The sequence below is a fragment of the Prevotella sp. P3-122 genome (genome assembly GCF_002251365.1).
Taxonomy (GTDB): Bacteria; Bacteroidota; Bacteroidia; order Bacteroidales; family Bacteroidaceae; genus Prevotella.
Window position 1 is genome coordinate 46,687 of sequence record NZ_NPJH01000058.1, and the last position, 21,438, is coordinate 68,124.

At 53.0% G+C, this 21,438-nt stretch carries 17 protein-coding genes; 7 read left to right on the forward strand and 10 right to left on the reverse strand.

All coding sequences use genetic code 11. From position 1 onward, the window contains the following. Positions 1-7 precede the first annotated feature (7 nt). From mreD to rodA, 3 genes are all read left to right on the forward strand, one after another. The gene (mreD, locus tag CIL02_RS10365) at positions 8-508 is read left to right on the forward strand and encodes a rod shape-determining protein MreD (protein WP_094401493.1); all 501 of its coding nucleotides are present in this window, start codon (positions 8-10) and stop codon (positions 506-508) included. Between the two features lie 94 nt (positions 509-602). Continuing rightward, the gene (gene mrdA, locus CIL02_RS10370) at positions 603-2,453 is read left to right on the forward strand and encodes a penicillin-binding protein 2 (protein WP_094401495.1); all 1,851 of its coding nucleotides are present in this window, start codon (positions 603-605) and stop codon (positions 2,451-2,453) included. Next, entirely contained in the window at positions 2,434-3,903 is a 1,470-nt protein-coding gene (gene rodA / locus CIL02_RS10375; RefSeq protein WP_094401497.1) for a rod shape-determining protein RodA, read from the forward strand. The genes mrdA and rodA overlap by 20 nt, the downstream gene beginning before the upstream one ends. A 10-nt stretch (positions 3,904-3,913) precedes the next feature. On the opposite strand, the gene CIL02_RS10380 is transcribed toward rodA, so the two are convergent. The 10 genes from CIL02_RS10380 to CIL02_RS10425 form a co-directional block, all read right to left on the reverse strand. Then, on the reverse strand, positions 3,914-4,402 hold the full coding sequence (locus tag CIL02_RS10380; protein WP_240513641.1) for a gliding motility lipoprotein GldH: 489 nt from the start codon (positions 4,400-4,402) through the stop codon (positions 3,914-3,916). Between the two features lie 17 nt (positions 4,403-4,419). Continuing rightward, complete coding sequence (locus CIL02_RS10385; RefSeq protein WP_094401499.1) at positions 4,420-5,700, reverse strand: regulatory iron-sulfur-containing complex subunit RicT; 1,281 nt, start codon at positions 5,698-5,700, stop codon at positions 4,420-4,422. Positions 5,701-5,753: 53 nt separating this feature from the next. Then, positions 5,754-6,884 carry an ATP-binding protein gene (locus CIL02_RS10390; protein ID WP_094401500.1) on the reverse strand — a complete coding sequence of 377 codons (1,131 nt, stop codon included), beginning with the start codon at positions 6,882-6,884 and terminating at the stop codon, positions 5,754-5,756. A gap of 91 nt (positions 6,885-6,975) precedes the next feature. Continuing rightward, positions 6,976-7,932 carry a methylenetetrahydrofolate reductase gene (locus CIL02_RS10395; RefSeq protein WP_094401502.1) on the reverse strand — a complete coding sequence of 319 codons (957 nt, stop codon included), beginning with the start codon at positions 7,930-7,932 and terminating at the stop codon, positions 6,976-6,978. Between the two features lie 142 nt (positions 7,933-8,074). Beyond that, positions 8,075-8,824 (reverse strand): exodeoxyribonuclease III, encoded by a 750-nt coding sequence (locus CIL02_RS10400; RefSeq protein ID WP_094401504.1) that lies wholly within the window; start codon positions 8,822-8,824, stop codon positions 8,075-8,077. A gap of 103 nt (positions 8,825-8,927) precedes the next feature. Then, the gene (gene folE, locus CIL02_RS10405) at positions 8,928-9,509 is read right to left on the reverse strand and encodes a GTP cyclohydrolase I FolE (RefSeq protein ID WP_094401505.1); all 582 of its coding nucleotides are present in this window, start codon (positions 9,507-9,509) and stop codon (positions 8,928-8,930) included. A gap of 53 nt (positions 9,510-9,562) precedes the next feature. Next, positions 9,563-10,207: an SPOR domain-containing protein gene (locus CIL02_RS10410; RefSeq protein WP_141210198.1), complete on the reverse strand. Its 645-nt coding sequence runs from the start codon at positions 10,205-10,207 to the stop codon at positions 9,563-9,565. A 159-nt stretch (positions 10,208-10,366) separates the two neighbouring features. Continuing rightward, the gene (locus CIL02_RS10415; protein WP_094401588.1) at positions 10,367-12,427 is read right to left on the reverse strand and encodes a BT_3928 family protein; all 2,061 of its coding nucleotides are present in this window, start codon (positions 12,425-12,427) and stop codon (positions 10,367-10,369) included. A gap of 13 nt (positions 12,428-12,440) precedes the next feature. Further along, a complete protein-coding gene (locus tag CIL02_RS10420) occupies positions 12,441-12,980 on the reverse strand; it encodes a DUF1599 domain-containing protein (protein WP_094401589.1) in 540 nt (179 codons plus the stop codon). 97 nt (positions 12,981-13,077) lie between these two features. After that, complete coding sequence (locus tag CIL02_RS10425) at positions 13,078-13,491, reverse strand: hypothetical protein (protein ID WP_094401507.1); 414 nt, start codon at positions 13,489-13,491, stop codon at positions 13,078-13,080. A 142-nt stretch (positions 13,492-13,633) separates the two neighbouring features. On the opposite strand from CIL02_RS10425, the gene CIL02_RS10430 reads away from it, so the two are divergent. The 4 genes from CIL02_RS10430 to CIL02_RS10445 all read left to right on the forward strand — a co-directional run bounded on the left by CIL02_RS10430 (position 13,634) and on the right by CIL02_RS10445 (position 21,400). Beyond that, positions 13,634-15,061: a CCA tRNA nucleotidyltransferase gene (locus CIL02_RS10430; RefSeq protein ID WP_094401508.1), complete on the forward strand. Its 1,428-nt coding sequence runs from the start codon at positions 13,634-13,636 to the stop codon at positions 15,059-15,061. A gap of 443 nt (positions 15,062-15,504) precedes the next feature. Then, positions 15,505-16,710, forward strand: a complete 1,206-nt coding sequence (locus CIL02_RS10435) for an efflux RND transporter periplasmic adaptor subunit (RefSeq protein ID WP_094401510.1) — start codon at positions 15,505-15,507, stop codon at positions 16,708-16,710. 47 nt (positions 16,711-16,757) lie between these two features. Beyond that, positions 16,758-20,018: an efflux RND transporter permease subunit gene (locus CIL02_RS10440; RefSeq protein ID WP_094401512.1), complete on the forward strand. Its 3,261-nt coding sequence runs from the start codon at positions 16,758-16,760 to the stop codon at positions 20,016-20,018. Then, complete coding sequence (locus CIL02_RS10445) at positions 20,015-21,400, forward strand: efflux transporter outer membrane subunit (RefSeq protein ID WP_094401513.1); 1,386 nt, start codon at positions 20,015-20,017, stop codon at positions 21,398-21,400. The genes CIL02_RS10440 and CIL02_RS10445 overlap by 4 nt, the downstream gene beginning before the upstream one ends. Positions 21,401-21,438: the final 38 nt, after the last annotated feature.

Genomic DNA, 21,438 nt, shown 5'->3' on the forward strand with positions numbered 1-21,438 from the left:
GAGAGTTATGAACATGTATTTGCTTTCGCAGTTTCTGTGGTTTGTGGTGATGCTTGTTGTTCAGGCCTTGTTGCTCAACAACATCCATCTCTTCGGCTGTTCTACGCCTTTGCTTTACGTATATGTCATACTTATGGCACGCCGCGATTTTCCCCGTTGGGGACTTCTGCTATTTGGCTTCTTGTTGGGGCTCGGCGTAGACATGTTCTCCAATACCCCTGGCGTCGGCGCCTGCTCGATGACTCTGCTTGCCTTTGTGCAGCCTATGCTCATGAAGCTCTTCCTGCCCCGCGATAGTGCCGACGATTTCCAACCTGGCATACCGTCTCTGGGTCTGATGAAGTTTGTGTATTTCAGCTTTATCTCGATATTTCTCTACAGCCTCGTGTTCTTCACTTTGGAGATGTTCAACTTCTTCAACTGGACGCTGTGGGCGTTGAGTGTGGGAGGAAGTACGCTGCTCACGCTGCTGCTGGTCATTGTGATAGACAATTTAAGGAACAAGTAGGCGTGTGACGGTGCTGCTGGTGCTGCGAAAGTCATTATATTATTATAGAACGCGCGTACATATTATATATATCCCGTATTTCCAATAAGACAAATTGAAGGACTATAATCTCGAAAAAAGGAGTTATGTGATAGGCGGTATGGCAATCGCTATTGTGATTGTCTACATTATTCGCCTGTTCACGTTGCAGCTGATGAGCGACGACTACAAGAAGAACGCCGACTCAAACGCCTTCCTCAAGAAGGTGGACTATCCGTCGCGTGGCGTCATCAAGGACCGCAACGGTAAGCTTCTTGTGTATAACCAGCCGTCGTACGACATCATGGTTGTCACCAACGAGGCAAAGGGAAAGATAGACACCCTGGAGTTCTGTGATGCCCTGGGCATAACAAGGGAGTATTTCGACAAGCGTATGGCCGACATCAAGGACTACGGAAAGAATCCCGGCTACTCACGCTTCACGCAACAGCTCTTCATGACTCAGCTCTCTGACAAGGACTTCAGTGTCTTCCAGGAGAAGATATTCCGCTTCCCCGGCTTTTATGTGCAGAAGCGCAGTATCAGACAGTATGAATACCCCTATGCCGCACACGTGCTGGGCGACGTGGCAGAGGTGTCGCAGGCAAATATCGAGGAGGACGACTACTATCAGGCTGGCGACTACATAGGCAAGTCGGGAGTGGAGAAATCGTACGAGAAAGAACTTCGGGGCGAGAAGGGAGTACAGATATTGCTGCGCGACGCACGTGGACGTATACAGGGAAGCTACCATAACGGAGTTCTCGACCGCCGGCCAGTGGCAGGCAAGGACCTCATACTGAGCCTCGACATCAAGCTACAGGCTCTTGGCGAGAGACTTATGGAGGGCAAGAAGGGAGCCATAGTGGCACTGGAGCCTTCTACGGGACAGGTGCTTGCCATGGTGTCGGCACCTACCTACGACCCTCGAATACTCATCGGACGCGACCGAGGCAAGAACCACCGCATGCTTGCACAGGACGCATGGACACCGCTGCTCAACCGTGCCATCATGGGACAATATCCTCCTGGCTCCACATTCAAGACGTCACAAGGACTGACATTCCTCACCGAGGGCATCATTACCCCTGGTACCACCTTCCCATGCCATCACGGCTTCTCCTACAGGGGACTCCATGTAGGCTGTCATGGACACGCCTCGCCACTTAACCTCGTGCCGGCAGTGAGCACGTCATGCAACGGTTTCTTCTGCTGGGGACTCTATTACATGATTGGCAACCGCCGCAAGTACAAGACTGTGCAGGAGGCTATGGACACGTGGCGCGACTACATGGTGAGCATGGGCTTCGGATATAAGCTGGGCATCGACCTCCCAGGCGAGAAGCGGGGACTCATCCCTAACTCCCACTTCTACGACAAGGCATACAAAGGCTCGTGGAACGGACTAACCATCATCAGTATCTCCATCGGACAGGGAGAGGTGAACCTCACGCCGTTGCAGATTGCCAACCTTGGTGCCACCATCGCCAACAGGGGATATTATTATATTCCGCATGTCGTGAAGGAGGTGAAAGGAGCGTCCATCGACACCATGTACACCAGGAGACACTATACCAAGGCCAGCCACAAGGCATACGAGTATATAGTCAGTGGTATGCGCTCGGCGGTGCTCGGCGGTACGTGCCGGGCATTGGCATCGAGCGACATTGCCATCTGCGGCAAGACGGGAACGGCGCAGAACCGTGGACATGACCACTCGGTATTCATGGGCTTCGCGCCTATGGACGACCCGAAGATTGCCATAGCCATCTATGTAGAGAATGGTGGCTTCGGCGCAGACTTTGCCGTGCCTATTGGCGGGCTGATGATAGAGCAGTACATACACGGCAAGCTCTCGGAGGCCTCGGAGCGGCGTGCAGAGGAACTACAAAAACGGAGAATTGCTTATGGCGCAAGGAACAGGTAAGGCACCAGGTGTGCTGGCCAGTCTCGACTGGTGGACAATTGTTATATACGTATCTTTGCTTGCATTCGGATGGCTGAGCGTTTGCGGAGCAAGCTTCACATATGGCGATACGGACATTTTCAGTCTGAGTACCCGCTCGGGTATGCAGATTGTGTGGATATGCACGTCAATAGTGCTGGGCTTTGTGCTGCTGTTGCTCGACGACCGCTTCTACGACACCTTCGCCTATGGGGTCTACGCGCTGCTTCTCCTCCTGCTGTTCGCGACAATATTCAACCCCCACGAGATAAAAGGCTCGCGCTCATGGCTTGTCCTGGGACCTATACACATACAGCCGGCAGAGTTTGCAAAGTTTGCCACAGCCCTTGCCGTGGCAAAGTTTATGAGCACGTACGGTTTTGACATAGGCAAGTGGAAGCATTTCGCCTCGGCAATGGCTATCGTCGTCATTCCCATGCTCTTTATCGTGGCACAGAAGGAGACTGGCTCCGCGCTCGTCTACCTGTCGTTCTTCCTCATGTTCTACCGCGAGGGAATGCCGGGAAGCATCCTTTTCACGGGTGTCGCCATGATAGTGTATTTTGTTGTCGGTATCAAGTACGAGCAGACGATGCTCTGGGATACCCCCACGTCTCTTGGCAAGTTTGCCGTCCTGCTCTTGGTGCAGATGTTCACAGCAGGGATGGTTGCCGAGTACTGCCATGACAAGGCAAAGGCCTTGCGGATAGGAGGCCTGTCGATAGGCCTGACGTTGATCTTCCTGCTGTTCTCGGAGTATGTGATACCCTTCGACATCGTATGGGTGCAGCTTGCCCTGTCGGCATTGCTGGTTGGCTACCTGCTCTACAATGGCCTGTATACCCGCTTACCGGGCTATTTCTATATTCTTGCCTTCACCGTAGGCTCCATAGTGTTCTTCTATTCTGCCGACCATGTGCTGAACAATGTCATGGAACCCCACCAGCGCACCCGTATCAATGTGTTGCTCGGCCTTGACGAGGACCTGGCAGGAGCAGGCTATAACGTTCATCAGAGCGAGATTGCCATTGGCTCGGGCGGACTTCGTGGAAAGGGCTTCCTTAATGGCACGCAGACCAAGCTGAAGTTTGTGCCCGAGCAGGACACAGACTTCATATTCTGTACTGTGGGAGAGGAAGAGGGATTTGTCGGAGCGGCAGGAGTGCTGCTGCTGTTCCTTGCGCTGATATTGCGCCTTATAAAACTTGCCGAGCGTCAGCCCTACCGTTTTGGGCGCGTCTACGGCTATTGTGTGATGAGCGTATTCCTGTTCCATGTCTTCATCAATGTCGGCATGGTGCTCGGTCTTACGCCTGTGATAGGTATTCCGTTGCCGTTCTTCAGCTATGGAGGCAGCTCGCTGTGGGGTTTCACCCTGCTGCTGTTCATATTCCTGCGTATAGACGCAAGCCGCAACATGGTGCGCTCGTAGCTTGCAGGCACTAATATGCCCACAACGATATACCTACGTCTGTAATACCCGGTAAGATCTCGCGTTTCATGTCGTGGCGCACGCTGATGTGCAGGCTGTCGCCTTTGCGGTAGTGCCTGTCGCTGACATGAAACACGTATTGGTAATTGCTTATTCCGTTGCCCTTCACCTTTCCTTTGTCGTCAGTCAGTTCGCAAGTGACCGTGTCGCACCGGGTGACGTTGCCGGGCATCACTTTCTGCTCGACAATCATGGTAACTCTTCTGAATGGATAGCCTGCCGAGGTGCGCAGGCCAAGGTCGAGAGCATAGGTGCCGCTCTCTTTAAGCGGCCTGATGCTGAACGGGAGCGTATCGTTACGCTCCCATCCTGCCAGGGCTGTATGCTCGTAGTTGCTGTATACAACCCCGTCACTGCATGCCGTCATTGCCATGAGCATGGCCAGCAGCCATGCCATCCTTTTGGCTGTCTTAACCACCATATTATAATATATTGCCATAAGGACCGCCATGTTGTCTATCCCTGTGGTTTAGCCTTTGGCTGTTTGCCGAAGGGCTGCCTTGTTCTGCCCTCAGGCCTTTTGTCCCTCTTAGGCTCGTTGCTTTCAGGCTTTGCAGTCTGTTGTGGACCCTTGTTGCCGTTAGCGTCGGTACTGGCCGCCTGCTTCTGGTCTTTAGGCTGCTTAGGCTTGTTCTTCTGTCCCTTCTTTTTCTTCTTGCCAGTCTTGTCGAACCTGCTGACATCGGCATCGGCCAGCAGGTCAATAGGCTTCTTCTCCGTAGCCTTGCCGTCCTCGTCGAGTCTTTCAGGCTTCTCGCCCCGCTTGTTCATCTCTATAATCTGCTTCGCCCTCTGCGCGCTTATGGTCTCAAGGTTGGCTGCGATGTTCTTGTCCGTAGAGTAGGTACACAATCCGGCCAGGATGTCGGTCTTGAAGAGGAAATAGTCGCTGTCGAGTGTTTGCAGCACCACCTCCCTGCTTGGCATTTGCCTTCCAGCCTCCACATAGTCGTCAACCTCGTAGTTGAGGCAGCATTTCAGCTTGGCACACATTCCCGCAAGCTTCTGCGGGTTGAGGGAAATATCCTGGAAGCGTGCGGCGTTGGTGCTCACGCTGACGAAGTTCTTCATCCATGTGGCGCAGCACAGCTCGCGTCCGCACGGGCCAGTCCCGCCTATGCGGCCAGCTTCCTGCCTTGCGCCAATCTGCTTCATCTCTATTCTCACATGGAAGGTCTCGGCCAGCACCTTTATGAGCTGCCTGAAGTCTACCCTCTCGTCGGCAATGTAGTAGAAGATGGCCTTGTTGCCATCGCCCTGATACTCCACGTCGCCAATCTTCATCTGCAGTCCCAGGTCCTTTGCTATCTGCCTGCTCTGTATCATGGTGTCGTGCTCGCGGCTCTTGGCCTCGGCATACTTGTCCATGTCCACCTGCTTGGCAAGCCTGTACACCCTCTTGATGTCGTCGGCCGACTTTATGTTTGCCTTCTTTATTTGCAGCTTCACCAGGCGGCCTGTCAGTGTAACCACGCCGATGTCATGTCCCGGGTTTGCCTCCACGGCAACAATGTCACCTTTCTTCAGGTCGATGTTGTTGACGTTGTGGTAATATCCCTTTCGGGTGTTCTTGAACTGCACCTCAACAAGGTCTGTCGACTCGGCATTGCCGGGCACGTCAGCGAGCCAGTCGTAGGTGTTCAGCTGTTTGTTCTGCCTGCCTACGGCACATCTGCAGAGTCCTCTGTCTACTCCGCAGCATATACGGTAATTCTTATTGTCGTTCGTTGTGTCCATTCTTTATAGTTATGTATAATCTGATATGTCTCTGTATGTATTGAGGCCTGCCGTCACTTGGGCTGTCCTGCCCTGAGCATAATGGTGAGCTGCAGTGCAAGGTCGAAGAACACCATCTTGGCATTGGCGTTCTGTCCGATGTCGCGCCTGGCCTTCTGCATGGCGTCGGCAATGTCTATCACGTTGGCCTCGTTGATGAAGCGGGCGAAGTTTCGCGAGAAAGCCTCCTCCTGCTGTGACATGTATGTTATCTGCGGCAGTCCGAAGTTGTATGCGAAGTTCTCCCTCACCATTCTCTGGAAATAGTCTATCATTGCGAGTTGCCTCTCACGTCCCATTGCCGCCACAGCCTCTGTCCAGGCCTTCATGCCCTTGACGTTGCGCTGGTATGTGAGTCTCATAATCTGTATGAACAGCTCCAGCCTCTCGTTGTCTGCGTTGTCTGCCTGCAGCAGTTCCAGTGCCTTCAGCCAGCTGCCGCTTGCCCTGTGTGCTATGCGGTGTGCCATATCCTGCTCCAGCCCTCTTCGCTCAACGAGTGCCCTTTCCACCTCGCTGTCATCAATACGTTTAAGGTCTATGCGCTGCACCCTGCTCCTTATGGTGTCAAGGAGCTTCTCCGGTTGCTCGCTCACCATGATGAACGCCGTCATCTGCGGTGGCTCCTCCAGTATTTTCAGTATCTTGTTGGCGCAGGCAGCGTTCATTCTCTCCGGGAGCCATATCAGGCACACCTTCCATCCGCCCTGGCTTGACTTGAGGTTGAGCTTATGAGTGATGGCGTCGCTCTCAGCCTCAAAGATGATGGCCTGTTGGTTCTGGGCGTCCATACGCTGCAGCCATTGCTCCATGGAGAAGTAAGGCCCTTCCTCGAGCATTGCTGTCCACTGCCTGATGAAGTCCGCACTCACCATCTTGTGCTCCGAGGAGGTACCTGTCGGACGTATTACGGGGAAGGAGAAGTGAAGGTCGGGATGCGCCCATTTGCGCAGCATCGCCTCACATGCGGCAGTGTTGGTAGAGCTGCTCTTGAGCAGGGCCGATGCGAAGGCGAGCGCTACGGCCATCTTGCCGCAGCCAGTAGGCCCGCACAGCATTATGGCGTGTGGTACCTTCTGCCCGTCCATCATCTGCAAGAGTCTCCTCTGGGCTTCTTCCTGTCCTATTACTTCCTTGAAATCCATTATTTCAGCAGTTCCCCTTCTGTTTTTTATGTATGTTGTTACAGTATTGCCTTATGTCATGCCGGCGACACCGTTTTTTTTTCTTGTCTTGTCAGAGAATTCTCCTGACAATCTCTGCCACGGAGTCTACGGCCGATACGGTATAGAAGTGTATGTCCTCGACACCTGCCTCGTAGAGCTCCTTGCATTGGTTGGCTGTCCACTCAATGCCCAGCTGTTTTGCTTCCATGTCAGACTTGCATTTCACGGCCTCTGCAGCCAGTTCCTGCGGCATGTCGCAATGGAATGTCCTTGGCACCACCGTAATCTGCGACAGCTTGGCGAATGGTTTCACGCCGGGTATTATCGGAATGGTTATGCCCATCTCCCTTGCCTTGCGTACAAAGTCGAAATATTTCCTGTTGTCGTAGAACAGCTGTGTAATGGCATATTCCGCTCCCAAGTCCTGCTTCATCTTCAGGTACTGCATGTCCATGTCGATATTGGGAGCCTCCTCGTGCTTCTCCGGGTATGCGGCCACACCATAGTGGAATATGCCGCAAGGATGCTTGATAGGAGTGCCGTCGGCAAAGATGCCGTTGTTGAAGGCGTTCACCTGCTTTATTAGTTCCGTCGTGTGCTCGTGGCCACCCTTGGTAGGGGTGAACATCCTGTCTTCCTTGGCTTTGTCGCCTCTGAGCAGCAGCAGGTTGTCTATGCCGAGGAACTGCATGTCTATCAGCTCATACTCTATGTCCTCTATGGTAGCGCCGCTGCAGATGACGTGCGGTATGACGGGAATGCTGTATTTCTGCTGTATGGCAGCAGCTATGGCCACCGTACCAGGGCGTCTTCTGATGCGCTGCCTCTCATAATGCCCGTTGTCCAGTTCCTTGTATACATACTCGCTGTGGTGTGTCGTTATGTTTATGAACATCGGGTCATAGTCTCTCATCTTTTCTATTGTCGAGAACAGGTTTGCCGTGCCATTCCCTTTGAGTGGCGGCAATACCTCGAATGAGAATTTCCTATCCTTGTCAGTGCTGTTTATCAGTTCTGTTACTCTCATATCCTTTGCGTTAGGTGCATTTCTGTGCAAAAAGTCTCCCTACTTCTTGCGGTATATTGTTTATAGAAGACAATAGTAAAAGTCGGCTTAAACATACGTCTCTTATCTCCCCTTATCTTCCCTTATCTCCCCTTATCTCCTCTTAAAGAAGATTTAGTTCCACGGGGCAATGGTCGGAACCGAATATCTCGGTGTGTATGGTAGCGCCGGTCAGCTGTGGGCGCAGGCGGTCGGAGATGAGAAAGTAGTCTATGCGCCATCCGGCGTTTTTCTCTCTTGCCTTGAATCGGTATGACCACCAACTGTATGTCACCTCCTCTGGGTGTAGGAAGCGGAACGTGTCCGTGAAGCCGTTGTCGAGCAGTATGCTCATCTTCTCACGTTCCTCGTCGGTGAAGCCAGCGTTGCGGCGGTTGGTCTTGGGGTTCTTCAGGTCTATTTCCTGATGTGCAACATTCAGGTCGCCGCATACGATGACGGGCTTTTGGCTGTCAAGCCGTTTGAGGTATGCAAGGAAATCGGTCTCCCATGTCATGCGGTAGTCCAGGCGGCGCAGTCCGTCCTGTGAGTTAGGAGTGTAGACCGTTACGAGATAGAAGTCTTCCATCTCAAGAGTTATAACCCTTCCCTCGTGGTCGTGCTCCTCGATGCCTATGCCATAGGTCACGCTCAGCGGTTTGTGTCTGGTATATATGGCCGTACCGGAGTAGCCTTTCTTCTCGGCGTAGTTCCAGTACGAGGTGTAGCCTTCGAATTGCAGGTCGAGCTGTCCCTCCTGCATCTTTGTTTCCTGGAGGCAGAAGAAGTCTGCGTCCAGTTGCCTGAATGACTGTTCAAAATCCTTGCCTACGCAGGCTCGCAGGCCGTTGACGTTCCAAGATATGAATTTCATCTGAACTTCTGAGTAGTTATGATCTGTAGGTTTTGTAGGTGAACCCTTTAACCCATTAACCCTTTAACCCTTTAACCTTTTAACCCATTAACCTTTTAACCCCTTACTCTCCCCTGAGGAGATTCATGAATTCCTGTCGGGTATTGAGGTTGTTGAAAACACCGCTGAAGTCGCTTGTTGTCGTGATGGCGTTCTGTTTCTCCACGCCCCTCATCTGCATGCACATGTGCTTGGCCTCGATGACAACCATTACTCCCTGCGGTTTGAGGGTCTCCTGTATGCAGTCTTTTATCTGCTGTGTGAGCCGTTCCTGTACCTGTAGCCTGTGGCTGTAGATATCCACGACGCGTGCTATCTTGCTCAGTCCCGTGATATGTCCGTTGGGAATATATGCCACGTGCGCCTTGCCGTAGAACGGGAGCATGTGGTGCTCACACAGCGAGAACACGTCTATGTCCTTTACTATTACCATCTGGTTGTAGTCCTCCTTGAAGAGTGCGTCGGTGAGTACCTTGTGCGGGTCCTGGCTGTAACCTCTTGTGAGTATCTGCATGGCCTTGGCCACCCTCATAGGTGTCTTCTGCAGTCCTTCCCTTTCCGGGTCCTCGCCCAGCAGTCCGAGAATGTCGTGATAGTGTTCAGCGAGCTTCTCCAGCCCGTCTCTGAATTCTGTTTCCGGGTTCATGTCTTATTGTCAGTATGTATGTGTTGCGATAATTGCAATGGCAACAGTCGGTGTTATTTGTCTTGTACTGTTATCTGTCCTTTCACTATTGTTGCTGCGCTGTAGCCCATCTCCTTGACGAGTCTCAGCATCTGGTTGGCCTCCTCGTAGGTGCGGTAGTTGCCTATCCGGCATATCCACCTTGGGGAGTAGAAGTGAACGTATACTGGTTGGTCGGGGTATTTCATTTTTATGGCATTGCCAATTTTCTCAGCCTTAAGCTTGTCGGCTTTGGTGTTTCTGCCGGCGAAAGCCTGCACTCTGTAGCCTGTAACCTTATAGCTGTTTCTCATCACCTTCTTCCTCATGTCCACTGTAGGTATGGACATCTCGTTGTCTGCCTCATTGTTGCCGTCGTGCCTTGTGGTCTCGTGTGCCGGTGAGTGCTGGCCTTCGTTGCGAGGCTTTGCGGCAGGTTTGTCTTCGGTCTTCTGCTGTGCCTTCTGTGCGGCCAGTCTCTGGCTTTCGGTCTGTGCGGGCCTGCTGTTGACGAGCTGTTCTATCTCGGCACTCTGTGTGACGGTCACTGTCGCCTTGCCATTGCTGTTTTGCCTCAGATGTTCCGTGAAGGTCTGAGCCGTGATGGTGCCAAAAGAACTGAGCCACAACAATATTGCTGTGACTATGGTAGCTACGGTATGTGATGTTGAGTGGGTCATGGAAGTGAAAGTGAAGAGGGAATAATCCTATAGTGAAGAGTGAAAAGTGACGAGTGAAGAATGAAGAACCATATAGCTCTATGATTGAAGATTAGCGTACAAGAACCAATAGACCATTGGATTTTTCACTCTTCACTCATCGTTCTTTAATATTTCCGCTTATTTCCAAGCATCGATGATGCCCTTGAAGTCAGCAGCCTTGAGTGATGCGCCGCCGATGAGGCCTCCGTCGATGTCGGGCTTTGCGAACAGCTCAGGAGCATTGCTTGCCTTGCAGCTGCCACCATAGAGGATGCTGGTGTTGTCGGCAACTTCCTGTCCGTACTTCTCTGCTACTACGCTGCGGATGTAGGCGTGGATGTCCTCAGCCTGCTCTGCTGTTGCTGTGAGACCGGTACCGATAGCCCAGATTGGCTCGTAGGCGATAACGATGTTTGCGAACTCCTCTGCTGTGAGGTTGAATACGCTGCCCTCAAGCTCGGCCTTTACCACCTCGTTCTGCTTGTTGGCCTCGCGCTCTTCCTTGCTCTCGCCGATGCAGAAGATAACCTTCAGGCCGTTCTTCAATGCCAGAAGAACCTTCTCCTTAAGTATCTCCGGAGTCTCGTTGTAGTATTCGCGGCGCTCTGAGTGGCCAAGGATTACATACTGTGCTCCTGTGCTCTTTACCATCTCTGCTGACACCTCGCCAGTGAAGGCACCCTTCTCCTTGTCGGCGCAGTTCTCGGCACCAAGTGCCACTACGTCCTGATTGAGGAACTGTGCTACGCTTGCCAGGTGGATGAACGGTGTGCAGATGATGACACCGCAGTTAGGCTTCTCGGCAGTAAGTGTGTCGTTAAGCTCCTTTGCCAGGGCGATACCCTCTTGCAGGTTCATGTTCATTTTCCAGTTACCTGCTACGATTTTCTTTCTCATGTTGTTTTTTGTTTTAAGATGTTTAATATGCTGTTGCGGTTTTACTCTTTTTCTTCTTATCCATTTTGTCCATGCCCATGTGCGGTCGGCGAGGGTCAGCATTGTCAGCGGCAGTATGAACCACAGTATGACGAGCAGCACCTTCTGCGATGCTGGCCGTGTGTTGTCATGCAGCGACTGCAGCTTGTCGGGCGATACGTCAGGGTCGCTGATGTCGGGCAGGGCGTTGTGGCTCCATTTTCCCACTATCACGGGCCCTCGTAGCATGAGCAGTCCGGGATTGCTCCTGATGACCGTCTTGAGGGTTGTCTCGTCGGTGTTTGCAAACGGGTATTCGGCTCCCGTAATGTCCTGCCAGTGCTGTATGGCCTTCCCTGTGCTTGCCGTCAGGCAGTAGAAGGGGATGTCGTGCTGCTTGGCATACTCGTATATGCGGTCGATGTCGCCGAAGTTGGAGTCGTCGGCAGTCTCCAGGTGTGGCGATATGAGCAGGAACGTGTAGCCCTTGTGGGTCAGAATGTTGTCGGTGGCGTCGGTACCGTCCTCAAGCTGTATGCTGAAGTCGTGTATTGGCGGCACATACCCCTCGCTCGTCTGCACGGTCTTCGAGTCAACGAATGTCCATGTGGAGTCGGGGTAGTCATCCAGCGTAAATTCCTTTCGCTCCCCGTTCTTCTCCAAGACGAATGTCGTGGTGAATTGCGGCTGCGGGGCGTCAGCAGGTATCTCCATGCCCTTCAGCAGGTCGGCGCCTATGTGGTAGGGCCGGAAGTCGAATGGCGGCAGCAGATACAGTGACACTATGGATGAGGCAAGGCTGAAGAGAATGGTATAGTTGATGGCTATCCATTGTGCCGGCCTCGATATGAACCTGTACATCCTCAGGGGCCATGCGTAGACAGTTGCCGCACATGCCAGCAGGACGATGTTCTTGGCTAGTGTCTGCATGTTGGTCAGTATCACGGCGTCGCCAAAGCATCCGCAGTCAGAGACGGGGTCGGCAATGGCTATCCATACCGTTATTGCCGTCATTGCCATCATGAAGAGCAGCATCGCCGCCGATGTGGCCCTGCGCCTGATGGCGAAGAGCATGAATATGCCCAGCGAGAACTCTACGGCCGACAGGGCTATCGACGAGCACAGCGTCAGCCAGTCAGGGGCATAGGCCGCAAGGCCCAGTGCCTCAAGGTAGTCGTGTATCTTGTACTGCGTGCCCAGAGGGTCGCTGGCCTTCACATATCCCGAGAATATGAAGGTCAGTGCCAGCACTATCCGGCAGGCGTTGGCGGCTATGGTCTTTATCTTGTTCAATGTGTCAGGCGAGTTTTATTGCTCCGAAGACGGCATAGTTGATAATGTCCATGTAGTTGGCGTCGATACCCTCCGATACGAGAGTGGCCCCGTTGATGTCCTCAATCTCCTTCACCCTCTGCAGCTTGGTGAGTATGAAGTCGGTGTACGACGTTGTCCGCATGTCCCTCCATGCCTCGTCGTAGTCGTGGTTCTTCCTCGTCATCAGCTCCAGTGCCTCGTTGGCCTTCTGGTCGTATAGTGCCATGGCCTCTGCCGGGGTGATGTCCGGGTGGTCGGCAAAGCCCTTGTCGAGCTGTATCAGTCCTACGATGCCGTAGTTGATGAGCGCTATGAACTCCGGCCGTATGCCCTCTCCGACCATGGACACCTGCTTGGTCTCGAGCGACCTGATGCGCTTGGCCTTGATGAACAGCTGGTCGGTGAGCGACGATGGCCTCAGGATGCGCCATGACGCTCCGTAGTCGTGCAGCTTCTTCTCGAAGAGACTCCTGCACTCTGCCAGTATGTCCTTGAACTCTTGCTCTGTGTCCTTTTGTCTCATAATGTGCGCAAAGTTACTCATTATTGTTGGAATAACGCATCGGTTATTGCATATTTTTATATTTTTTCCGTCATGTGCTTACTGTCACGGCGTGCCTTCACTTTCCTTCCTGTTGCCTTCTCAGTATTATTCTCACCGTGCCGCACAGTGCCTCGTAGCGAACCTTCAGGGAGTCCCTGACCACTCCGAGCTTGTTGCGCGTGGCTATGTCTGTGGCGTTGGCCATCTGTCTCTCTACTGCCATCAGCGCGGAGTCCGTAACGGCTATGTCCTGCCTGGCGAGCCGCAGCGATGCGTCCTGCCATATCTCCAAAGCCTGTTCCCTCTGCCTGATAGCCTTGGGGAAACGCTGTCTCAGTGACTTTATTGAGTCGAGGGCCTCGGCATAATGTCCGTTGTCGCGCAGGGCGCAGATGTTGTCGAGCATCGCCTGGGCCTCCTTGCTGCCGTTGTCGTCGCAGGCCGTAAGCAGAAATGCCGTGGCTGCTATTATGATAATGTGTCGTCTCATACTAATGTGCTGGCTATTTTCTGCAAAGTTACAAAAAAAACTCCAAGTAGCCTGCATGGTGGAAAGAAAAACAAAAAAACTCGCTTTTGTTTTGTCGTGTCTTCAATTCTCACTACCTTTGCACCCTAAAAAAATCCACATAATGAGAAACCTCACTAATGCCCAGCTGGCAGAATTGCTCGATAAAGACATATTCCACAAAATATCTCAGGCCGCCGACTCGCTTGGCCTCGAATGCTATGTCGTTGGAGGCTACGTACGCGACCTTTTCCTGGAGCGGCCGTCAGAAGATATCGACGTGGTGGTTGTAGGAAGCGGCATTAGTGTGGCTACAGCGCTGAAGAACATTCTCGGCAAGTCGGCCCACCTCTCGGTGTTCCGCAATTTCGGAACGGCACAGGTGAAATACAGGAATATGGAGGTTGAGTTTGTCGGTGCCCGTAGGGAAAGCTACAGCCACGACTCGCGCAAGCCCATAGTCGAGGAGGGGACACTTGCCGATGACCAGAACCGCCGTGACTTCACCATCAACGCCATGGCAGTATGCCTCAATGCAGGCAGGTTTGGCGAGCTGGTAGACCCGTTCGATGGAGTCTACGACCTTGAGGACGGAATAATTGCCACACCGTTGGATCCCGACATCACATTCTCCGACGACCCTCTCCGCATGCTGCGCTGCGTGAGGTTCGCCACACAGCTCAACTTCACCATTGAGCCGGAGACCTTCGAGGCCCTTGGGCGCAACGCGCACAGGCTTGACATTATCAGTGGCGAGCGCATACAGGCCGAGCTCAACAAGATTATGCTTTCCGCACACCCCAGCCGGGGCTTCTACTATCTGCGCGAGTCGGGCCTGCTCGACCTCATTCTGCCTGAGTTGGTGAGGCTGGACCTTGTAGAGACACGCAATGGCAAGGCACACAAGAACAACTACGACCACACGCTGGAGGTGCTGGAGAATGTATGCCGGCAGAGCGACAACCTATGGCTCAGGTGGGCGGCTCTGCTGCACGACGTGGGCAAGCCGAAGAGCAAGCGCTGGGAGCCGGCAGTGGGATGGACGTTCCATAATCATAATTATATAGGTGCCAGAATGGTACCCGAGATTTTCAAGAGGCTTAAGATGCCCCTTGACATGAAGATGAAGTATGTGCAGAAGCTCGTCGACCTCCACATGCGGCCTATTGTCATTGCCGACGAGGAGGTGACGGACAGTGCCGTCAGGAGACTTGTCAACGATGCCGGCGACGACATCGATGACCTTATGACGCTTTGCGAGGCCGACATAACAAGCAAGAACAGCGTGCGCAAACGCCAGTTCCTCGATAATTTCCGAATGGTCAGGGAGAAAATCAAGGACCTCAAGGACCGTGACTACAAGCGGCTGCTGCAGCCCGTCATCGATGGCAACGAGATTATGGAGATATTCCACCTAAAGCCCTCACGCGAGGTCGGCGATCTGAAGAAAGCACTCAAGGATGCCGTACTCGACAATAGGGTAGAGAACGAGCGCGAGGCTCTTATGCAGCTCCTTATGGAAAAAGCCAAGAAAATGGGACTGACCACCTGATTTGTCTCTCAATACCTGTCGTAGGATGAGGGCTAAGGTCTAAAATCAAAGGTCGAAGGGTTCGGAGGGTTCGAAGGTCTGAGGGGGGAGTTCGAAGTGCTCGAGGAGTTTACTGGGATTGAACCATGAAATACATAAATAGGAAGGAGTTGCAGCATACTCCTTCCTTTTTCTTTGTTCAGCCCGTTGTCTTGTACTAATCTGGCTTAAAGATATGTCATTTTCCAAACGATACGAAATCTTTGTTAAAAAACTAATATAACATCTGTAGTTTTCCATGATTATTGTTACTTTTGCACAGCAAATGCTGAGAAAGGACTCAACTTTCGCAAGTAAAGGAAGGTTAGGAAGAAGTTATGATGGGGAGCGGAGCACATGCGAACCAATGGTCACCAGCCGAAGGGTAAGGTAAACTTAAGTAATAAACTATATAAATATTAGGTATGAAAACAACAAAGATTTTTTTGATTGCGACTCTTGGAGCAGTACTCGCTTCATGCGGAAGCAAGTCGGGCGGCAAGCCAAACTTTGCTGACAACGAGTATGCCGTGAGAACGGTTGAGGCCCAGGGTACAGAAATGCAGACATCTTATCCAGCCACTATCAAAGGTATTCAGGATGTACAGATCCGTCCGAAGGTATCTGGCTTTATAACCAAGATTTGTGTCCATGAGGGACAGACCGTTGGTGCCGGTCAGCTGCTCTTCGTCATCGACAACGAGACCTATCAGGCACAGGTGCGTCAGGCCAAGGCTGCAGTAAACACGGCCAAGGCACAGCTGGCGACCTCGAAACTTACTTATGAGAATTCCAAGCAGCTCTTCGACAACAAGGTTATCGGCCAGTTTGAGCTTTCGACAGCCGAGAACAACTATTCCACAGCACAGGCTTCACTGGCCCAGGCTCAGGCAGCATTGGCATCAGCCGAGGAGGCTCTGAGCTATTGCTACGTGAAGAGCCCGGCGGCAGGTGTCGTAGGCAGTCTTCCGTATAAGGTTGGCGCACTGGTAAGCGCGTCGAGCCAGGAGCCTCTGACAACGGTTTCCGACATCTCGAAGATGGAGGTGTTCTTCTCACTTACGGAGAAGGACATGCTCACCCTCACCAAGAGCGAGGGCGGTGTCAGCGGTGCGATAGCCGCATTCCCCGCAGTGAACCTGCAGCTTGCCGACGGCAGCATGTACGGTCATACTGGTAAGGTTGTCAAGGCCAGTGGAGTCATCGACGCCGCAACAGGCTCGGTATCGCTCATTGCCCATTTCGACAACCCCAACCGTGAACTAAGGAGTGGCGGCTCTGGCCAGATTGTCATTCCTACAACAGCAAGCAACGCCATAATAATACCGCAGGAGGCAACATCGGAGGTACAGAACAAGAAGTTCGTTTACATAGTAGGCAAGGACAACAAGGTGAAGTTCAGCGAGATAAAGGTCAACCCACAGGACAACGGCAAGACCTATATCGTTACCGATGGCCTGAAAGTTGGCGACCGGTATGTATCGAAAGGTATCACCTCGCTTACCGACGGCATGAAAATCAAGCCCATCACTGAGGAGCAGTACATGAAGAAGATTGATGATGCTGCAAAACTTGGTGAGAAGCAAGGCTCGGCATCAGGATTTGCTGACGTAATGAGTGGGAAAAAGTAAACTTCTCCTCATAACTTCACTTTACAAACTGAGTAAATCAATAAAACATGACATTTACAAATTTCATTAAACGCCCGGTTCTGTCGACGGTGGTTTCCATCTTCTTCGTACTTCTGGGTACAATCGGACTTATCTCCCTGCCTATCGAGCAGTACCCCGATGTGGCACCGCCTACCATCTCTGTGCGTACCACCTATACTGGTGCCGACGCCCAGACGGTGCTCAACTCCGTGATTACTCCTCTTGAGGAGAGTATCAACGGTGTGGAGAACATGACATATATGACCTCACAGGCCACCAACGACGGTTCGGCCTCCATTACTGTATATTTCAAGCAGGGCTCTGATGCCGACATGGCCGCCGTCAACGTGCAGAACCGTGTTAGCCAGGCCCAGGCCCTTCTGCCGGCCGAGGTTACCAGGGTGGGTGTCACCGTCACCAAGCAGCAGACCTCAAACGTCATCATGTTCACCCTCACGTCTGAGGACGGACGCTATGACGACGAGTTCCTCACCAACTACAACGAAATCAACGTTATTCCGGCCATCAAGCGTATAAACGGTGTAGGTGGTGTGCAGTCGCCTGGTATGAAGACATACTCCATGCGTATTTGGCTGGAGCCTGAGAAGATGAAGCAGTACGGGCTTGTGCCTTCTGACATCAGCGCCGCTCTTGCCGAGCAGAATATCGAGGCTGCGCCGGGTAAGTTCGGTGAGCAGAGCGATATGGCATACGAGTACACCATGCGCTACAAGGGACGTCTGAAGACGGCCGAGGAATATGGTGACATCATCATCTCAAGCGACCACAACGGACAGACACTCCGACTGAAGGACGTGGCGAAGGTTGAGCTTGGCGGACTCGTCTACAGCGTGTCGATGAAGAACAACGGCAACCCGTCAGTAATGGGTATGGTGCAGCAGATTGCCGGCTCCAACGCCACGCAGATTGCGGAGGATGTAAAGGCCGAGCTGGAAAAGCAAGCCCAGAGCTTCCCTCCCGGTGTGGAATACAAGATAAACTACGACGTTACGGAGTTCCTCTTCGCCTCTATCGAGGAGGTTGTCTTCACCCTTGTGCTCACGCTGTTGCTCGTGTTCCTCGTGGTTTACATCTTCCTGCAGGACTTCCGCTCCACACTCATCCCTATGATTGCGGTGCCTGTGGCATTGATAGGTACATTCCTCTTCCTCTGGATATTCGGGTTCTCCATCAACCTGCTTGTGCTCTCGGCCTTGCTTCTTGCCATCGCCATTGTGGTGGATGATGCCATTGTGGTTGTAGAGGCTGTCCATGCCAAGCTCGACCAGGGTTACAAGAGCGCGCTTACGGCAAGTATCGATGCCATGAACGAGATTTCGGGAGCCATCATCTCCATCACCCTCGTGATGTCGGCAGTGTTCGTGCCAGTATCGTTCATGGGTGGCACGAGCGGTGTGTTCTATCGTGAGTTCGGTGTGACGATGGCTGTCTCAATTCTTATCTCAGCCGTCAACGCCCTCACGCTGTCGCCTGCCCTGTGTGCCATATTCCTGAAGCCGCACGATGGTGAGCACGAGAAGAAGATGAGCTTCATCGACCGTTTCCATGCTGGTTTCAACTATCAGTACGAGAAGATACTCGGCAAGTATAAGACTGGCGTGGCTAATGTCATCAAGCACCGCATATTGGCGGGAGTAGCCGTAGTGGTAGGTATTGTGACTATGGTAGTCACCATGGCTACCACAAAGACCGGACTTGTGCCAGATGAGGATACCGGCGTTATCTTCTGTACCGTGTCCATGGCGCCTGGTACCAGCCAGGAGCGCACCAAGCAGGTGGTGGGCCAGATAGACAAGATGCTGGCAAGCAACCCCGCGGTGAAGACACGCGAGCAGCTCTTGGGATATAACTTCATCGCCGGCCAGGGATCAGACCAGGCAACGTTCATCGTGAAGCTCAAGCCGTTCGAGGAGCGTCCGGCAGGCTTCTTCTACAATCTCTCAGGACTGTGGCAGGGCGACGGCATCATGCGTTTCTTTGTCAACCCGATGTCGTACACCTCTGTTCTCGGTATGATATACAAACAGACTGCAGAGATAAAGGATGCGCAGATTCTCGCCTTCGCTCCACCTATGGTGAGCGGTTTCGGTGCTACCAACGGTATCACCTTCTCCATGCAGGACAAGACTGGTGGCGACCTGAACAAGTTCTTCGAGATTACCAAGACCTACTTGGCTGAGCTGAACAAGCGTCCGGAGATCTCGAACGCCATGACATCATACAATCCTAACTACCCGCAGTACATGGTGGATGTTGACGTGGCTAAGTGTAAGCAGGCCGGAATATCTCCACAGACTGTCCTCTCCACCCTGCAGGGTTACTATGGAGGTCTGTACGCCTCAAACTTCAACGCCTACGGTAAGCTCTACCGTGTGATGATACAGGGTACCGTAGACAGCCGCAAGAATACCGCCACGCTGACAAATATATATGTGCGCACCCCAAGCGGCATGTCGCCAGTGAGCGAGTTCTGCTCGCTGCGCCGTGTCTATGGCCCGTCGAACGTCAACCGTTTCAACCTCTTCACCTGTATCAATGTCAATGCGTCTGCCGCAGAGGGATATTCGTCTGGTCAGGCTCTCCAGGCTGTTGAGGAGGTGGCGGCACAGGTGCTGCCCCAGGGCTATGGTCTCGACTACTCGGGCATGACACGCTCGGAGCAGGAGTCCAGCGACTCTACGGCCATCATCTTTGCCCTGTGTCTGGTATTCGTATACCTCATCCTCTCGGCACAGTATGAGAGCTACATACTGCCTCTGGCCGTTATCCTCTCCATACCGTTCGGTCTTGCCGGTGCCTTCATCTTCACCGAGCTCTTCGGCCACAGCAACGACATCTACATGCAGATTGCGCTCATCATGCTCATCGGACTTCTGGCAAAGAACGCCATCCTTATCGTGCAGTTCGCGCTTGAGCGCCGTATGACAGGTATGGCCATACGCTACTCTGCCATCCTTGGTGCGGGAGCCCGTCTGCGTCCTATCCTCATGACATCGCTGGCGATGATTATCGGTCTGCTGCCTCTGATGTTCGCAAGTGGAGTAGGCAAGAACGGTAACCAGACCCTCGGCGCCGCTGCCGTGGGCGGTATGCTCATCGGTACGCTCTGCCAGCTGTTCATCGTACCGGCACTCTTTGCTGTCTTCCAGTGGCTGCAGGAGAAGATCAAGCCATTGGAGTTTGCCGACGACAATGCCCATGTCGACACAGAGCTGTTGCAATACACTCATCCTTTCGGTAAAAGTAAACTATTGACCAAGTCATGAAAAAGAGAAATATCATCGCAATAATGTCTGCAGCTGTTCTCATGAGCAGCTGCGGACTCTACAACAAATACGAGCGCCCTACTGTTGACACCAAGGGTATTGTAAGAGATGCCATATCCGACACCGATACCCTTGCCGTGAGCGATACCACCAGTTTCGGCAACCTGCCATGGCGCAGCGTCTTCACCGACCCGCAGCTTCAGGCTCTTATCGGACAGGCGCTTGAGAAGAATGTCGACCTGCTCAACGCTGCACTGAATGTCGACATGATAAAGTCGCAGCTCATGGTATCAAAGCTGGCTTTCCTGCCCTCGATAGCACTGAGCCCGCAGGGTACTCTCGCCTCGTGGGACGGTGCCAAGGCTACGCAGACTTACCAGTTGCCTATAGCGGCAAGCTGGAGCGTGGACCTCTTCGGCAACCTGCTGTCAGTGAAGCGCAATGCGCAGATGCAGCTACTTGCCGCCAAGGACTACCAGATGGCTGTCAAGAGCCAGGTCATAGCCGGCGTTGCCAACCTATACTATACTCTCCTCATGCTCGACCGCCAGCAGGAGATACTCGACGAGATGGAGTCGCTGACCAAGGAGACTTGGGACATGATGGCACTGCAGATGAAGTTCGGACGCGCGCGCTCCACAAGCGTGCAGAGTGCCGAGGCAAGCTACTACAGCGTAAAGGCACAGTCGGCAGACATGCGCAGGCAGATTAGGGAGGTGGAAAACTCCTTGTCGCTGCTCATCGGACAGGCCGGACAGGCCATACAGCGTGGAAAGCTCGCTGACCAGTCGCTGCCTACGGAGTTCAGCACGGGCATAGCCTTGCAGATGCTCAACAACCGTCCTGACGTGCATGCGGCAGAGATGAAGCTCGCATCGTGCTTCCATAATGTGCAGACGGCACGCAGCCGCTTCTATCCAAGCATAAACATCTCTGGTGCCGGAACATTCACCAACAGCAGCGGCATGGGCATCGTCAACCCAGGCAAATGGCTCCTCTCGGCCGTAGGAAGCCTCACGCAGCCTATCTTCGCCAACGGACAGCTCGTGGCAGGACTGAAGGTTGCAAAGGCCCAGCAGGAACAGGCGTTCAACTCATGGCAGAACGCCATCTTCAAGGCTGGCAACGAGGTGAGCAACGCCCTGGTGAGCTACAATACCTATAAGGAGAAGGGCGAGCTCGACGCACGCCAGACAGAGCTGTACAGACAGAATGTCGAGGACACACGCCAGCTATATGTAAGCAGCGGCACAACCTACCTTGAGGTTATCAGCGCACAGGCAAACCTGCTCAATGCAGAGATTTCCAAGGTTACTGACGACTTCAACAAGATGCAGGCAGTAGTGAGTCTCTATTCCGCACTGGGAGGAGGGGTAAGGTAAGCCTCACCCCCAGCCCCTCTCCAAGGGGAGAGGGGAGG

Bases quoted from the DNA above. Each gene is read 5' to 3' on its own strand.
- mreD (WP_094401493.1), top strand. From the start codon at position 8: ATGAACATGTATTTGCTTTCGCAGTTTCTGTGGTTTGTGGTGATGCTT.
- rodA (WP_094401497.1), top strand. From the start codon at position 2,434: ATGGCGCAAGGAACAGGTAAGGCACCAGGTGTGCTGGCCAGTCTCGAC.
- CIL02_RS10380 (WP_240513641.1), bottom strand. From the start codon at position 4,402: ATGGCAATATATTATAATATGGTGGTTAAGACAGCCAAAAGGATGGCA.
- CIL02_RS10385 (WP_094401499.1), bottom strand. From the start codon at position 5,700: ATGGACACAACGAACGACAATAAGAATTACCGTATATGCTGCGGAGTA.
- CIL02_RS10390 (WP_094401500.1), bottom strand. From the start codon at position 6,884: ATGGATTTCAAGGAAGTAATAGGACAGGAAGAAGCCCAGAGGAGACTC.
- CIL02_RS10395 (WP_094401502.1), bottom strand. From the start codon at position 7,932: ATGAGAGTAACAGAACTGATAAACAGCACTGACAAGGATAGGAAATTC.
- CIL02_RS10400 (WP_094401504.1), bottom strand. From the start codon at position 8,824: ATGAAATTCATATCTTGGAACGTCAACGGCCTGCGAGCCTGCGTAGGC.
- folE (WP_094401505.1), bottom strand. From the start codon at position 9,509: ATGAACCCGGAAACAGAATTCAGAGACGGGCTGGAGAAGCTCGCTGAA.
- CIL02_RS10410 (WP_141210198.1), bottom strand. From the start codon at position 10,207: ATGACCCACTCAACATCACATACCGTAGCTACCATAGTCACAGCAATA.
- CIL02_RS10420 (WP_094401589.1), bottom strand. From the start codon at position 12,980: ATGAGACAAAAGGACACAGAGCAAGAGTTCAAGGACATACTGGCAGAG.
- CIL02_RS10425 (WP_094401507.1), bottom strand. From the start codon at position 13,491: ATGAGACGACACATTATCATAATAGCAGCCACGGCATTTCTGCTTACG.
- CIL02_RS10430 (WP_094401508.1), top strand. From the start codon at position 13,634: ATGAGAAACCTCACTAATGCCCAGCTGGCAGAATTGCTCGATAAAGAC.
- CIL02_RS10435 (WP_094401510.1), top strand. From the start codon at position 15,505: ATGAAAACAACAAAGATTTTTTTGATTGCGACTCTTGGAGCAGTACTC.
- CIL02_RS10440 (WP_094401512.1), top strand. From the start codon at position 16,758: ATGACATTTACAAATTTCATTAAACGCCCGGTTCTGTCGACGGTGGTT.
- CIL02_RS10445 (WP_094401513.1), top strand. From the start codon at position 20,015: ATGAAAAAGAGAAATATCATCGCAATAATGTCTGCAGCTGTTCTCATG.